The organism is Terrimonas alba (genome assembly GCF_042434975.1).
Classification (GTDB): Bacteria; Bacteroidota; Bacteroidia; order Chitinophagales; family Chitinophagaceae; genus Terrimonas_B; species Terrimonas_B alba.
Genome location: NZ_JBHMQM010000001.1, coordinates 124,307 through 136,861, shown reverse-complemented (window position 1 = coordinate 136,861; position 12,555 = coordinate 124,307). Strand labels below are relative to the sequence as shown.

General features: G+C 41.9%; 13 protein-coding genes and 1 tRNA gene. 7 read left to right on the top strand and 7 right to left on the bottom strand.

Features of this window, described 5'->3' with window-relative positions:
• Positions 1-24 precede the first annotated feature (24 nt).
• The 3 genes from miaB to ACFEL9_RS00640 all read right to left on the bottom strand — a co-directional run bounded on the left by miaB (position 25) and on the right by ACFEL9_RS00640 (position 2,299).
• Entirely contained in the window at positions 25-1,494 is a 1,470-nt protein-coding gene (gene miaB / locus ACFEL9_RS00650) for a tRNA (N6-isopentenyl adenosine(37)-C2)-methylthiotransferase MiaB (RefSeq protein WP_385885198.1), read from the bottom strand.
• A gap of 127 nt (positions 1,495-1,621) precedes the next feature.
• Positions 1,622-1,693 (bottom strand) — tRNA-Gly (locus ACFEL9_RS00645).
• Positions 1,694-1,783: 90 nt separating this feature from the next.
• Complete coding sequence (locus ACFEL9_RS00640) at positions 1,784-2,299, bottom strand: hypothetical protein (RefSeq protein ID WP_385885196.1); 516 nt, start codon at positions 2,297-2,299, stop codon at positions 1,784-1,786.
• Between the two features lie 30 nt (positions 2,300-2,329).
• On the opposite strand from ACFEL9_RS00640, the gene ACFEL9_RS00635 reads away from it, so the two are divergent.
• Positions 2,330-2,722, top strand: a complete 393-nt coding sequence (locus tag ACFEL9_RS00635) for a hypothetical protein (RefSeq protein ID WP_385885194.1) — start codon at positions 2,330-2,332, stop codon at positions 2,720-2,722.
• Positions 2,723-2,737: 15 nt separating this feature from the next.
• Here the strand turns inward: ACFEL9_RS00635 and ACFEL9_RS00630 are convergent, their stop codons facing one another.
• A complete protein-coding gene (locus tag ACFEL9_RS00630; protein ID WP_385885192.1) occupies positions 2,738-3,517 on the bottom strand; it encodes a (Fe-S)-binding protein in 780 nt (259 codons plus the stop codon).
• Positions 3,518-3,684: 167 nt separating this feature from the next.
• Between ACFEL9_RS00630 and ACFEL9_RS00625 the strand changes: the two genes are divergently transcribed.
• The 3 genes from ACFEL9_RS00625 to ACFEL9_RS00615 all read left to right on the top strand — a co-directional run bounded on the left by ACFEL9_RS00625 (position 3,685) and on the right by ACFEL9_RS00615 (position 6,134).
• On the top strand, positions 3,685-4,725 hold the full coding sequence (locus ACFEL9_RS00625; RefSeq protein WP_385885190.1) for an ATP-grasp domain-containing protein: 1,041 nt from the start codon (positions 3,685-3,687) through the stop codon (positions 4,723-4,725).
• A gap of 155 nt (positions 4,726-4,880) precedes the next feature.
• A complete protein-coding gene (locus tag ACFEL9_RS00620) occupies positions 4,881-5,615 on the top strand; it encodes a LysE family translocator (RefSeq protein WP_385885188.1) in 735 nt (244 codons plus the stop codon).
• Between the two features lie 24 nt (positions 5,616-5,639).
• A complete protein-coding gene (locus tag ACFEL9_RS00615) occupies positions 5,640-6,134 on the top strand; it encodes a DinB family protein (RefSeq protein ID WP_385885186.1) in 495 nt (164 codons plus the stop codon).
• A 57-nt stretch (positions 6,135-6,191) separates the two neighbouring features.
• Here ACFEL9_RS00615 and ACFEL9_RS00610 read toward each other — a convergent pair whose 3' ends face one another.
• Together ACFEL9_RS00610 and ACFEL9_RS00605 are read right to left on the bottom strand one after the other, a co-directional pair.
• The gene (locus ACFEL9_RS00610; RefSeq protein WP_385885184.1) at positions 6,192-6,521 is read right to left on the bottom strand and encodes a DHCW motif cupin fold protein; all 330 of its coding nucleotides are present in this window, start codon (positions 6,519-6,521) and stop codon (positions 6,192-6,194) included.
• Between the two features lie 69 nt (positions 6,522-6,590).
• A complete protein-coding gene (locus ACFEL9_RS00605; protein ID WP_385885183.1) occupies positions 6,591-7,913 on the bottom strand; it encodes a 4Fe-4S dicluster domain-containing protein in 1,323 nt (440 codons plus the stop codon).
• A 59-nt stretch (positions 7,914-7,972) separates the two neighbouring features.
• On the opposite strand from ACFEL9_RS00605, the gene ACFEL9_RS00600 reads away from it, so the two are divergent.
• Both ACFEL9_RS00600 and ACFEL9_RS00595 read left to right on the top strand, forming a co-directional pair.
• On the top strand, positions 7,973-8,476 hold the full coding sequence (locus ACFEL9_RS00600; RefSeq protein WP_385885181.1) for a phosphoribosyltransferase family protein: 504 nt from the start codon (positions 7,973-7,975) through the stop codon (positions 8,474-8,476).
• A 301-nt stretch (positions 8,477-8,777) separates the two neighbouring features.
• The gene (locus ACFEL9_RS00595) at positions 8,778-9,530 is read left to right on the top strand and encodes a LytR/AlgR family response regulator transcription factor (protein WP_385885179.1); all 753 of its coding nucleotides are present in this window, start codon (positions 8,778-8,780) and stop codon (positions 9,528-9,530) included.
• A gap of 31 nt (positions 9,531-9,561) precedes the next feature.
• On the opposite strand, the gene ACFEL9_RS00590 is transcribed toward ACFEL9_RS00595, so the two are convergent.
• Positions 9,562-10,602: a DUF2279 domain-containing protein gene (locus ACFEL9_RS00590; protein WP_385885177.1), complete on the bottom strand. Its 1,041-nt coding sequence runs from the start codon at positions 10,600-10,602 to the stop codon at positions 9,562-9,564.
• 111 nt (positions 10,603-10,713) lie between these two features.
• Between ACFEL9_RS00590 and ACFEL9_RS00585 the strand changes: the two genes are divergently transcribed.
• Entirely contained in the window at positions 10,714-12,459 is a 1,746-nt protein-coding gene (locus ACFEL9_RS00585; RefSeq protein ID WP_385885176.1) for a phospho-sugar mutase, read from the top strand.
• Positions 12,460-12,555: the final 96 nt, after the last annotated feature.

The window sequence follows — 12,555 nt, the reverse complement described above, 5'->3', positions numbered from 1 at the left end:
CGTGTTCACTGCGGCAATTATGATTTAAAACTTAGATTGTGGGATGTCGGCTATATGTCCCATTAATGTTCCCTGCGTGCAATCCTCAGCCTGCACGAGTACATAGTCTCCTTCTTTAACGGGATAGTTTTCCTTCGGAAATACCATCACTTTATTTTCAGAAGTTCTGCCCATCCATTCGGTATCTCTTTTTTTGCTGGTGCTTTCTATTAATACTTTGAAAATTTTTCCGATATCTCTCAGGTTGCTTTCCAACGAGAGACGGTTTTGCAGTTCCACTATTTCTGCCAGCCTTCGTTTTTTGGTCTCCAGCGGAATATCATCAGCATATCTTCTTTGCGCCAGGGTGCCGGGTCTTTCACTGTAAAAGAACATATAGGAGTAATCGTATTTCGAATATTCCATAATGCTCAACGTGTCCTGGTGGTCTTCTTCCGTTTCTGTACAAAAGCCGGCAATGATATCACTGCTGATACCACATCCCGGCAAAATTTCCCGGATGCGATCGACTTTGGCCTTGTACCATTCACGGGTATAGGTGCGATTCATCAATTGTAATACCCGTGTTGAGCCGCTTTGCACCGGCAGGTGTATGTAATTGCAAATGTTTTCATACTTCGCCATGGTAAACAGCACCTCATCGGTGATATCTTTTGGATGCGAAGTGGAAAAACGAATCCGCAAAAGCGGTGAGATGAGGGCAACCTGTTCTAATAGTTTTGCAAAGGTGATAGCGTTATCATTTGTTTGTTGCCCGTTGCCTGTTGCCTGTTGCCCGCTGGGAGTATAATAGTAAGAGTCCACATTTTGCCCCAACAGAGTTACTTCCCGGTAACCATTTTCAAAAAGTTCCCTGCATTCATTTACGATACTTTCCGCATCGCGGCTTCTTTCCCTGCCCCGGGTAAATGGAACCACGCAGAACGAACACATATTATTACAACCCCGCATGATGCTGACGAAAGCAGAAATGCCGTTACTGTTTAAGCGAATTGGTGAGATATCAGCATAGGTTTCATCCCGGCTCAGCAATACATTAATGGCCTTCTGACCCGTTTCAGCTTCTTCTACCAGTCCGGGCAGCGAACGATAAGCATCAGGGCCTACGACGATGTCCACCAGTTTTTCTTCTTCTAAAAACTTTGCTTTTAATCTTTCTGCCATGCATCCCAGCACACCGACCAGGGTACCTGGTTTTCTTTTCTTTAGCTTGCGAAATTCGGTGAGCCGCTTGCGAACTGTTTGTTCTGCTTTTTCACGGATAGAACAGGTATTTAAAAAAATCAGATCTGCCTCTTCTACATCACGGGTAGCTCCAAAGCCTTCTTTATTTAAAATAGAAGCAACCACCTCGCTATCAGCAAAGTTCATGGCACAACCATAGCTTTCTATGTAGAATCGTTTCCGATAAACGGCAGGATCATTGGTAAAGGGAGCATAAGCTTCGCCTTGCCTTGATTCATCATGTGTCTTCTGTGTCAGCAACTCAGGCATCTTGAAATATTTATCCGATAAAATTCCGGGGAGCAAATATACAAGAAAGCGGGGAAGTAAATGACAGGATGGCAGATTGGTTTGTTAAATAGAATACTTATTGCTTTTATTAAATGATCATCAACTGAGCGGCAAATGGGAATCGAACCCACGACCTTCAGTTTGGGAAACTGAAGCTCTACCACTGAGCTACTGCCGCTTTTTGAGAATCCACATTCCTTCAGTTAGGGATCCGCCGCGGCGGACTACCACTGAGCTACTGCCGCAGACCTTATAAATCTAGCAATTTTTAGCTTTCAATTTTTAGCCTCAGGCGATTTTTCAACCAGCTTTCTTTGAGTGGTATGATCCAATTGTTTTCCAATTCTTCTTTAGTCTGTACCAAATTGTTGAAATAAAGGGTGTCACCATCAATAAACCCGTTATCAGCGGCATATTGTAGTTGGGAGAGAGGGAGCAGTTGTATTTTGTCTTTAACTACAAAGGCAAGAGTGGTCCGGTCGAACATGCTTGCGGAAAATTGTTGCTCAATTTCTTTTATTAACCTGACAGAGCTATCGGTGCTGCAACCACTGACACCTGTGGCGGTTTCATCAGCCATCAGGATAATGAATTGACCGAAAAACAGGTAGCCGGCGCCCTTCACCGGGGTACCATGACTTTTCCATGCAGCAGTAAAATCGTTCAGTATATCCTCAATTCTAAGCGCTTCCTGCATTGAAAAAACTCTGTTGGCCTGGTAAATCCAAACCTTTGATCCGGGATGAAAACTACCGTCCAGAAGGTATTTATAGTCAAGTTTCATCCCGCTAATTTACGCAAGAAATCTTTGCTGATGGAACTCATACAAAATCAACCGATCGTTCTCGCACACTGGACTTATAATGAAGGTGAATGGAGAAATTTTATTAAATGGGAAAAAAACTGTCAAAGCTGGTTTCACCTGGCTGGGCATTATTTATTCGGCAAAAAAAAGATAGAAGTACCCGATATTACCATTACCAGCCAAAAAGTTTGGATCGGAGATGAAGTAGAAACATTTAATGATGTTGACAGGCAATTAAAAAAGGTCCTGGTAACCGATGCAGGAGATATGAATGTCCTGACCATTAGTTATGTGATTTTAAATAACGGCCAAAGAAGTCATCGTGAAATAAAAATTCCTGTGCCACTGAGAAAGTTGAGGGAGGCTATTCATCTTACTGAAAAATTAAAAGCCTTTTCTTAGCGTTGATCAATGAATTTATTGCATACTGGCTGCTACCAACTCGGCTATATCCAATACCTTTACGTTTTCTTCCTTCTCTGCCAGCTTCACGCCATCCGTCATCATCGTATTACAAAAAGGGCATGCGGAGGCAACAATAGCAGCACCGGTTGCGATAGCTTCATTGCTTCGTTCAATATTGACACGGGTAGTGCCTTTTTCTTCCTCTTTAAACATTTGTGCACCACCGGCGCCACAACATAAGCCTTTGCTCCGGCATCGTTTCATTTCCACCAGCTCTGCATCCAGTGCTTCCAACACTTTTCTCGGTGCTTCATAAATATCATTGGCACGACCTAAATAACAGCTGTCATGATAGGTGATCTTTTTGCCTTTGAAACTGCCGCCTTCTTTGAGTTTTATTTTGCCGTCATCTATTAATTGTTGTAAAAAAACAGTATGGTGAATCACTTCATAATTTCCGCCAAGTTCGGAATATTCATTTTTTATAATATTAAAACAGTGCGGGCAGGCAGTCACAATCTTTTTGATGCCGTAATTGTTCAGAACCTGGATATTCTGGTAAGCCATCATTTGAAACATGAACTCGTTGCCTGCTCTGCGAACCGGATCTCCTGTGCACATTTCTTCTTTTCCCAGGATAGCATAGTTGATTCCGACCTTGTCCAATATGGTAACAAACGCTTTGGTGATCTTTTGTGCCCGTTGGTCAAAGCTACCTGCACAGCCTACCCAAAACAACACCTCCGGCGATTGTCCATTTGCAAACAATTCAGCAACTGTTGGAACGTTCATGCAATTGAAAATTTGAGCCAAATCTATTACGGATTATCGGATTGTAATGGATAGCAAGGATAATTTTTTTATAGTGGAGTAACCCGGTGCGAAGCATTTCACGGTTGATTTGATCAGTGAAATCTTTTTCAATTCCTATTCGCCCATGCTTATTTTTGCGGTTCTGCATGAAGAACTACAAATTTTTTCAACGATTGATGAATTGGGAGTTATGGAATTTCTACGTACTGTATGCTCCTATCAGCCCTGTATGGTTTTGGTATTGTTTAAGAAGTTGGTCATTTTGGTTTTTCAGTTCGTCTAATCCGACCATTACTTTTGGCGGATTTGAAGGTGAAGGTAAAAAAGAGATGTATGATCAGTTGCCCCCGCATTTGGTACCTCGTACCATTTATATTATGCACGACTGGCCCATTGCTGAAGTAAAAAAGAGAGTTGCAGAGGCTGGATTTAAATTTCCGTTTATTGTCAAACCCGATGTGGGCATGAAAGGTATTTTGTTCCGGAAAATAGAAAATGAGGAACAGCTAATAAAATATCATGAAAGAATACCTGTTGAATACATCGTGCAGGATTTGATCGGGCTGCCGGTAGAAGTGAGTGTTTTTTATTACCGCCATCCCAATCAAAAAAAAGGAACCGTTAGTGGTTTTATTGACAAAGAACTGTTACATGTAAAAGGAGACGGATTATCAACTTTAAAAGAATTGACGGCGCAACATCCCCGTGCAAAATTCAGGATGGCGGAAATGCAGCATCGTCATGGTCACCGTTTTGACAGGGTGATGCCGGCCGGCGAAATATTCTACCTGTCCTATGCCGGCAATCATAACCGCGGCGCACATTTCACCAATCTTCACAACGAGATCAATGAAAGAATGCATGAAGTGTTTGATGAACTTAGTCATTACACTTCTTTTTATTATGGCAGGTACGATATAAAAGCAACCTCAATTGAAGATCTTAAAGAAGGTAAAAATTTCCAGATCATTGAATTCAACGGTTGCGGTGCTGAACCCAATCATATTTATGATTGTAATATGAGCCTGGGAAAGGCCTATAAAGTTTTGTTGACGCACTGGAGAGCTTTATATGAAATCAGCCGGCATAATCATAAGAATGGCACACCCTACTGGGCATTTAAAAGAGGATGGAACTTTTTAAAACAGTCAAGAGAACATTTTAAATTATTGGAGAAATATGATTAAGAAAGGATATCAGATGTCCGGGGTCGGAGGTTTGAGGATTTGTAACATCTGCTAATAGGGACTAATGTCAGATATAACTATTTCCATTAATTCTATCCTCCGATTCCGGCCTCTGACTTTTTACCTCTGACCCCTTTCTTCGTATTTTCGTTTCTATGCATCCACTGTTCAAAATTTTTCTTACCGGCATGCTTGTTAGCTTCCTTGGTTCATTGCCGTTGGGAACGTTGAATGTTGCCGCTATGCAGATATCGGTGTCGGATGGCATCTATGCTGCCATGTTATTTTCCGCGGGATCATTACTGGCCGAAATCATGTATGTACGTCTTTCCCTGGTGGCGATGGATTGGATACGAAAGCAGGAAAAAATATTCCGGATACTGGAGTGGGTTACCCTGGCTATTGTACTTGCGTTAGCCGTTACCAGCTTTTATGCAGCGCTTCATCCTAAGGTCGGGAAGAATATCATCCTTAGCAGTAATATGCCTACTATTTTGTTGGGTTTTACGATGAGTGTTGTGAACCCCGTACAAATCCCATTCTGGTTTGGTTGGAGCACAGTGCTGTTTACAAAAAAAATATTATTGCCCCGCAATAATCATTATAACATTTACATCGCCGGTATCGGTTTAGGTACATTTATCGGAAACCTGCTTTTCATTTTTGGCGGTCAACTGATCGCTGATAAAATCAATACCAACCAGCACGTACTGAATTGGGTGATAGGTGGCATATTTACGGTTACAGCGCTGATACAAATTTGGAAAATGTGGAAGAAGAAGGATGCCTTGCATAAACTGGGACATCCTGAAGAGGTGACCGATCACATTGAAGCACAGGTTGGCAAATTTGAAGGGAAACTGGATAAGCTGACACATAAAGACCACTGATCTTTTAAATTAACATACTTATATATGGCAATCAAAGATGCCTTTATCGCTGAATTAAAACACGAAGCTTCGCTGACTAAAAAAATGCTGGAAAGAGTTCCATTAGAGAAAGCTGACTGGAAGCCACATGAAAAATCAATGTCGCTCGGACGACTGGCGACGCATATAGCTGAAAATTTTAAATGGATATCTGATATAAAAAATATTGATGATTTTGACTTCGCCACCCGGCCCTTTAAAGCACATGTAGCAGCTTCACAGGATGAGTTAATCTCTATGTTTCAAACAAATCTTGATACGGCTGTTATTGATCTTTCCTCTATGTCAGATGAAGATTTCGGCAAGCCATGGATAGTTCGTGCTGGCGATAAGGTGATGTTTAATGCGCCCAAAAAAGTTGCTATCAGGGGCTGGGCTTTCAGTCATCATATTCATCACCGCGGACAGTTGTCGGTTTACCTGCGCTTACTGGATGTGCCGGTTCCGGGCATGTATGGTCCAAGCGCAGATGAGCGATAGTTCTGGTTGTATTGTCGCGGTTAATCAGAAGATAGAAAGGCTTAGCTAGCTGACGTATTAATCTACGATGAAAAGTTTGCAGCCATTCAGGGTAGAGGAACGATGAGCCTCGTTTTTATCTCCAACCAGGTAACACATCCCTTTTGTAAGTTTCATCACCCGGCCATCTTCCAATTCTGTCTGCATCTCGCCATCAAAGCAATAGAGCACATGGCCCTTTTTACACCAGTGATCGGCTTTGTAACCGGGCGAATATTCCACGAGCCTGATGCGGATGTTATTTAGCATTTTTACCTGCCAGTATGCAACACCTGTTTCACCTATATGCTCCTCCCTTGGAATAGAAGACCAATCAAATGTTTGAAAAGGAAATGATTCAATATTCATTGGCGAAATTCAATTGTTGAATGCACAGAGTAGATCAGGCTGTTGCGGTAAAAGTAAACATTCCGGTAGTTACACCTCTTCTGTCCATTTGTCTCTTTCATCGGGACTGAATTTCCAGGGCGCAAAATTATTTTCAACATTACTAAACATTACAGCCCATTCCTGGGGTGAATTGCTTTCCTCCATCACCAGGTAGCGACGAAGTTGAAGAATAATATCAAGCGGGTTGATGCTGACGGGGCATTCCTGCACGCAGGCATTGCAACTGGTACAGGCACGCAGTTCTTCCACGGAAATATAATCATGCAACAAGGCCTTACCATCTTCCCTGAATTCACCATTTTTATTAATATTCTTACCAATTTCTTCGGCCCGGTCACGGGTATCCATCATAATCTTACGGGGGGATAATAATTTACCGGTAATATTAGCAGGGCATGCGGCAGAGCATCTTCCGCATTCTGTACAGCTATAAGCATCCAGCAAGTTTCTCCAACTCAGGTCGGTTATGTCTTTGGCACCAAATTTTTTTGGTGGCTCTGAAGAAGCGTCTGTTGGCGCCAACTCCGGTTGCATAGCATACAACACTTCATTTTGTATGGCGGGCATATTTTCCATTTTGCCCATCGGCTGCAGTCTTGCATAATAAGCATTCGGAAATGCAAGAATAATATGCAGGTGCTTGGAATAAGGCAGGTAATTTAGAAATGCAAATATGCCAATAATGTGCAACCACCAACAAGCTCTTTCTATCATCAACAAACCATCGTTGCCAATACCATTTAAAGCTGGATGAAGTAATTGAGAAAAAATAAAATTGCCGGTCGGATGCTCGGCATAATGTTCAACACCTCTTGCCTGCAGTAAGGTATCACTCGCATTTAAGGTGAGAAATAATGACATCAACACGATCTCCGTTATCAGGATATAATTGGCATCACTGCGTGGCCAGCCATCGAGGTCTTTACTGATAAAACGCCTGAGTTTGATGATATTTCTGCGGACCAGGAAAATGGCACAGGCCACGATCACCAAAACCGCCAATACTTCAAATGCATTGATCAAAAAAGTATAAAAGCCACCCAGCATGCCGGCGAACAGGCGATGCGTCCCAAAGATTCCATCGAGCACAATCTCCAGCACTTCTATATTAATAATAATAAAACCGGCGTACACAAAAAAATGCAGTACCGCCACCAAAGGATTGCGAAACATTTTTTTCTGACCAAAGGCAAGTAGCAACACGTTTTGCCAGCGTTGTGATGAATGGTCACTCAAATCTTCATCACGACCCAGTTTGATGTTTCGGCTAATCTCTTTAATCTTTTTTGAAAACAACCAAATGGCAAGGCCGCTGATGAGAATGAATAAAATTTGTTGCGCTATTTGCATGGTGTATAAATACAATCGCTAATTTACGGGTTGTATTTGAAATGACTTAAAATGTTTGTATGACTACGGTTGAAAAGAAATATATCCTGGATCAAAAAGGAGCTGAACAAAAGATGCGCCGGATGGCATTGGAAATAATGGAGAATAATCACGACGAACCAGAGCTAATATTAGTTGGTATTCGTGAAAGCGGGAGTGTTGTTGCCCGGACGATTCAAAAAATGATTGGGGAAATATCGGACGTAAAAACAAAACTGTTAACTATTACGCTTGACAAACGCATGCCGAACGAAATCGAATTAAGTGAAACATCCGATTTTAATAATAAAGTCATCATCCTGGTAGATGATGTGGCTAATAGCGGTAAAACGTTATTGTATGCTTTAAAGCCATTCCTTACTTATCATCCCAAAAAGATACAGGCCCTTGTATTGGTAGAAAGAAGTCATAATTCTTTTCCGGTTCATTCGGACTACGTCGGTCTGTCGATCGCTACAACCCTGCAGGAACATATTTTTGTTGAAGTGAAGGACGAAAATATTGTTGGCGCTTACCTGGAATAAATACACAAACGACTGTAGGTAAAAAATGGACAAGCCTTAATTGTCAATCGCGATGATAAGCGGTAAACCCAAGTCACTTCTTTGTCAAATCCTGCTTATTTAGTGAATTGATGCATCAACAGCCATAACCTGCCTGTCTGTCCGGAAAGAACCATGTCTTGCTTATGACGTCGTTTTTTCATACCATCACTGAGAAAAACAAAACAACGCTGAATAAGCCTTCAGATTCCGACCTCGTATATTATTCAGAGCTTAACTCCTGGTATACCAAAAATTCCTTTCGCAGTTTATTTAAAAAAAGATGTTGAGAGCTGTTATCATAGAAGACGAGCGGATCATAGCCGAAGAGTTTAAAAAATTGCTTTTAGACACGGCTCCGGATACCGAAGTAGTGGCTTCCATTGGTACGGTAAAGGAAAGCGTTGATTATTTATCTGCCCATCCTTCACCCGACCTGATCTTCTCTGACGTTCAATTGCCGGATGGTTTATCTTTTGAAATTTTTAACCAGGTCAATATAAAAAGTCCGGTCGTTTTTATAACGGGCTATGATCAATTTGTGTTAAATGCTTTTGAGCACAATGGTATTGACTACCTGCTAAAACCGGTTGATGAAAGGGACCTGAATAAAACATTGGCGAAGTATAAAACACTGGAAAATCATTTTGCTCAACACCACCAGTCGTTTCTGCAATTATTCAAGCCAAAGAGCAGGTCGAGGTTATTAGTACGAAAGGGGATTGAAAATATCCCGCTAAAGATGGAAGATATCGTGGTTATCTATACAGAAAATAAAGTGGTATATGTGATCGACAAAGACGGGAAAAAATATATTGCTGATCAACACCTGGCCGATCTCGAAAAAGAATTGGATGAATCCATTTTCTTCAGGGCGAACCGTCAATATATCATCAATATTGGGTTCATAAAAAGTTACAAGGCGTATGAAAAAGTGAAATTGCAGGTTGATCTGGTTTTCCCCGACTTGCCTCATCAAATTATCGTCAGCCAGGAAATGGCCCCGCATTTTCGAAAGTGGATCAATGAACTATGATTCGTTGAACTTATTTTCTGACGAAAGACTTTTAGAAGTAGATAGCATAAGCTTTGAATTTCCCTTTATTGTCCAACATCAAAGCAGGTGCGGGAAACTTGAAGGAATTTAGTACGGCGAAAGTTGTTTTTAAAAACCTGCTGTTGGTCTTAATTTTAGTAAAGTCAATATCAGGAGCGAGGTAAAACTGTCTTTTTCGGGGTATGTCGGTCCGGCTGATTTCGTTGTCTGCATCATCCGTCCATTTATTCTCAAAACCTCCCAGCATCCCATCGGCGCCATAGCCAAACGATACATTTAACCAGGCCGGCAGATTGCTGTCTTTCAAGAATGATTTCAGGTTAAAGCTCAGCCAATAGGTTTGTGCATTATAGTCTTTCAACATTCTTTCATACCAGGGTTTGCCAAAAAGATTGTCAGCCCTCTGTTCCAGTTGTTGTTCACCATAGTCTTTATGGTGAAAAGAAAATTTATATTGGATGCGTAGCTCATTCCATAAAAATTCCTGGCCCATAAACAGGCCGGAACCAAAGATATTGGCGCCAATATCGCTCCAACTCCATCCCCATTTGGCGGAGTAGGCATCCATGAATTCGATAGTGGTGAGATAAGCCATGCTGCTTAATCCGCCGATCCATACTGCTTTTTTATGAGGCAAACCCGCCCAATCCCACATGGCTGTAGTGCCACGGCTGGCATTATAGGCACCCCAGGCATGTCCGGCTTTGTCCACCTGTAACCACTCCCTGCTGTCATCGAAAGTGTGAAAAGTTGTTTTTGCATAACCTTTATACCAGGCGCTGTTTAATGCGATCAAAGAACTTCCGTAACCGGCGACGTTGATGCCTGTGATCAGTAACACCCTTTTTTTGTTAGGACTATGGTTAAATTTTTCCGAAGCATGGCTGTTTAATTGTGACGCTGATACAGGCCCGGTTAACGTAGCAGTCGTATCCTGTGCAGCTAAAAAAATAACCGGAAAAATGAGCAATAAAAAAAAGCTGAGCTTTTTCCAGGAAGATGAAAGGAGCGTCGCAACAGACGATGAGTTTAGCACAGGTGCTGGCTTCATAAAACAAAAATACGTTTCCCCGGCTTAAGTAGATTTGCATGCTAAAAATTGATAACTTCAACCCGATAACATTCGCAATAAAACTATAAACCAAAATCATAAATTAACTATATGGATGCTGCCATTCAACAAAAGGTGGATACCTGGCTCAATGGAAATTTTGATCAGGCCACAAAAGATGAAATTTTAAAGCTGCAAAAGGAGAACCCGAATGAATTGGCCGACTCTTTTTATCGCAACCTGGAGTTTGGTACCGGCGGGCTTCGTGGCATTATGGGTGTGGGTACCAACCGTATGAATAAATACACTATTGGCATGGCTACGCAGGGATACGCTAACTATCTGAAACAAATGGTAGTTGGCGACGAAGTACGTGTGGCCATAGCTCATGACAGTCGCAACAACAGCCGTTTTTTTGCAGAGACAACGGCGCATGTCTTTGCTGCCAATGGTATTAAAGTTTTTCTATTTGAAGCACTGCGGCCAACGCCGGAACTATCATTTGCCATCCGTTACTTCAAATGTCATGGTGGTGTAGTATGTACCGCTTCGCACAATCCCAAGGAATACAATGGATATAAAGCTTATTGGAATGATGGCGGGCAACTGGTACCACCGCATGATAAAAATGTGATCAAGGAAGTAGAAAAAATTGCTTCGGTAGATGATGTGAAGTGGAGCCTGCCTACCGGACAGGCAGGTGGCGGGGATGCCAACATTACCATTATTGGCAAAGAGGTGGATAATGCCTATATGGAAATGGTAAAAGGCTTAAGCGTCTACCCGGATGTGATCGCCAAACAACATGATTTGAAAATTGTGTACACACCTATTCATGGTACAGGTATTATGCTGGTACCTGATGTGCTGAAACGTTTTGGGTTTACCAATGTGACGATTGTAGAGGAACAAATGGAACCAAATGGAAATTTTCCAACTGTAGGTTACCCTAATCCTGAAGAAAAAGAAACCATGAGTATCGGCCTGGCCAAAGCCAAAGCCATGGATGCAGACATCTTGCTGGGTACGGATCCGGATGCAGACAGAGTGGGTATCGGTATTAAAAATAATCATGGCGAGTGGGTACTGATGAATGGTAACCAGACAGCGGTGTTAGCCTTTAATTATATGATCGAGGCCCGGAGAGCTAAAGGGATTGCTCAGCCAAATGACATGGTGATCACGACGATCGTCACTACGGGTATGATCAACCGCATTGCAGAAAAAAATGAAGTGGCCTGCTATAATGTACTGACAGGATTTAAATGGATCGCTGAAATGATCCGCGAAAAAGAAGGAAAAGAAAACTATGTGATCGGCGGTGAAGAAAGTTTTGGCCTGATGATCGGTGATAAGATCAGGGATAAAGATGCCGTAAGTGCCGTGGCGCTGCTCTGCGAGATGGCAGCCTATGAAAAGAATAAAGGAAGAAGCCTGTTTGAAAAACTACTTGACCTGTATGTTGAATATGGTTTTTTCAAAGAAGATCTTATTTCCATTACTAAAAAGGGAATGGATGGGCAACAACAAATAGCTGCCATGATGGAAAGCTATCGGAGCAATCCGCCAAAAACGATCAATGGATCAGCCGTAGTTAAGTTGCTGGACTATGAAATAAGCAAGGGCAAAAATCCACAGACAGGCGAGGAGTGGACCATCAACCTGCCCAAATCAAATGTGCTGCAGTTTGTATTAGCGGATGGCAGCCTTATTTCTGCAAGGCCAAGCGGCACCGAACCAAAGATCAAATTCTATTTCAGCATACAGGAAAAACTGGATAATGCAGCCGACTTTGACAAAGTGAATAAACAGCTGGATGATAAACTAAAGGCAATTATCGCAGACATGAAGCTGTAACCTTACAATGAATTTGTCTTAGTGAATTCTTAAAAATAGAAAAGAGTGGGCGATCTTATAGTTTCGTTCACTCTTTTTTTATGAAGGTCAGCTTAG

Excerpts from the sequence above, each read along its gene's own strand:
- ACFEL9_RS00605 (WP_385885183.1), bottom strand. The coding sequence starts at position 7,913 with ATGCAAATAGCGCAACAAATTTTATTCATTCTCATCAGCGGCCTTGCC.
- ACFEL9_RS00640 (WP_385885196.1), bottom strand. The coding sequence starts at position 2,299 with ATGAAACTTGACTATAAATACCTTCTGGACGGTAGTTTTCATCCCGGA.
- ACFEL9_RS00635 (WP_385885194.1), top strand. The coding sequence starts at position 2,330 with ATGGAACTCATACAAAATCAACCGATCGTTCTCGCACACTGGACTTAT.
- ACFEL9_RS00630 (WP_385885192.1), bottom strand. The coding sequence starts at position 3,517 with ATGAACGTTCCAACAGTTGCTGAATTGTTTGCAAATGGACAATCGCCG.
- ACFEL9_RS00610 (WP_385885184.1), bottom strand. The coding sequence starts at position 6,521 with ATGAATATTGAATCATTTCCTTTTCAAACATTTGATTGGTCTTCTATT.
- ACFEL9_RS00585 (WP_385885176.1), top strand. The coding sequence starts at position 10,714 with ATGGATGCTGCCATTCAACAAAAGGTGGATACCTGGCTCAATGGAAAT.
- ACFEL9_RS00600 (WP_385885181.1), top strand. The coding sequence starts at position 7,973 with ATGACTACGGTTGAAAAGAAATATATCCTGGATCAAAAAGGAGCTGAA.
- ACFEL9_RS00595 (WP_385885179.1), top strand. The coding sequence starts at position 8,778 with ATGTTGAGAGCTGTTATCATAGAAGACGAGCGGATCATAGCCGAAGAG.
- ACFEL9_RS00620 (WP_385885188.1), top strand. The coding sequence starts at position 4,881 with ATGCATCCACTGTTCAAAATTTTTCTTACCGGCATGCTTGTTAGCTTC.
- ACFEL9_RS00625 (WP_385885190.1), top strand. The coding sequence starts at position 3,685 with ATGAAGAACTACAAATTTTTTCAACGATTGATGAATTGGGAGTTATGG.
- miaB (WP_385885198.1), bottom strand. The coding sequence starts at position 1,494 with ATGCCTGAGTTGCTGACACAGAAGACACATGATGAATCAAGGCAAGGC.
- ACFEL9_RS00590 (WP_385885177.1), bottom strand. The coding sequence starts at position 10,602 with ATGAAGCCAGCACCTGTGCTAAACTCATCGTCTGTTGCGACGCTCCTT.
- ACFEL9_RS00615 (WP_385885186.1), top strand. The coding sequence starts at position 5,640 with ATGGCAATCAAAGATGCCTTTATCGCTGAATTAAAACACGAAGCTTCG.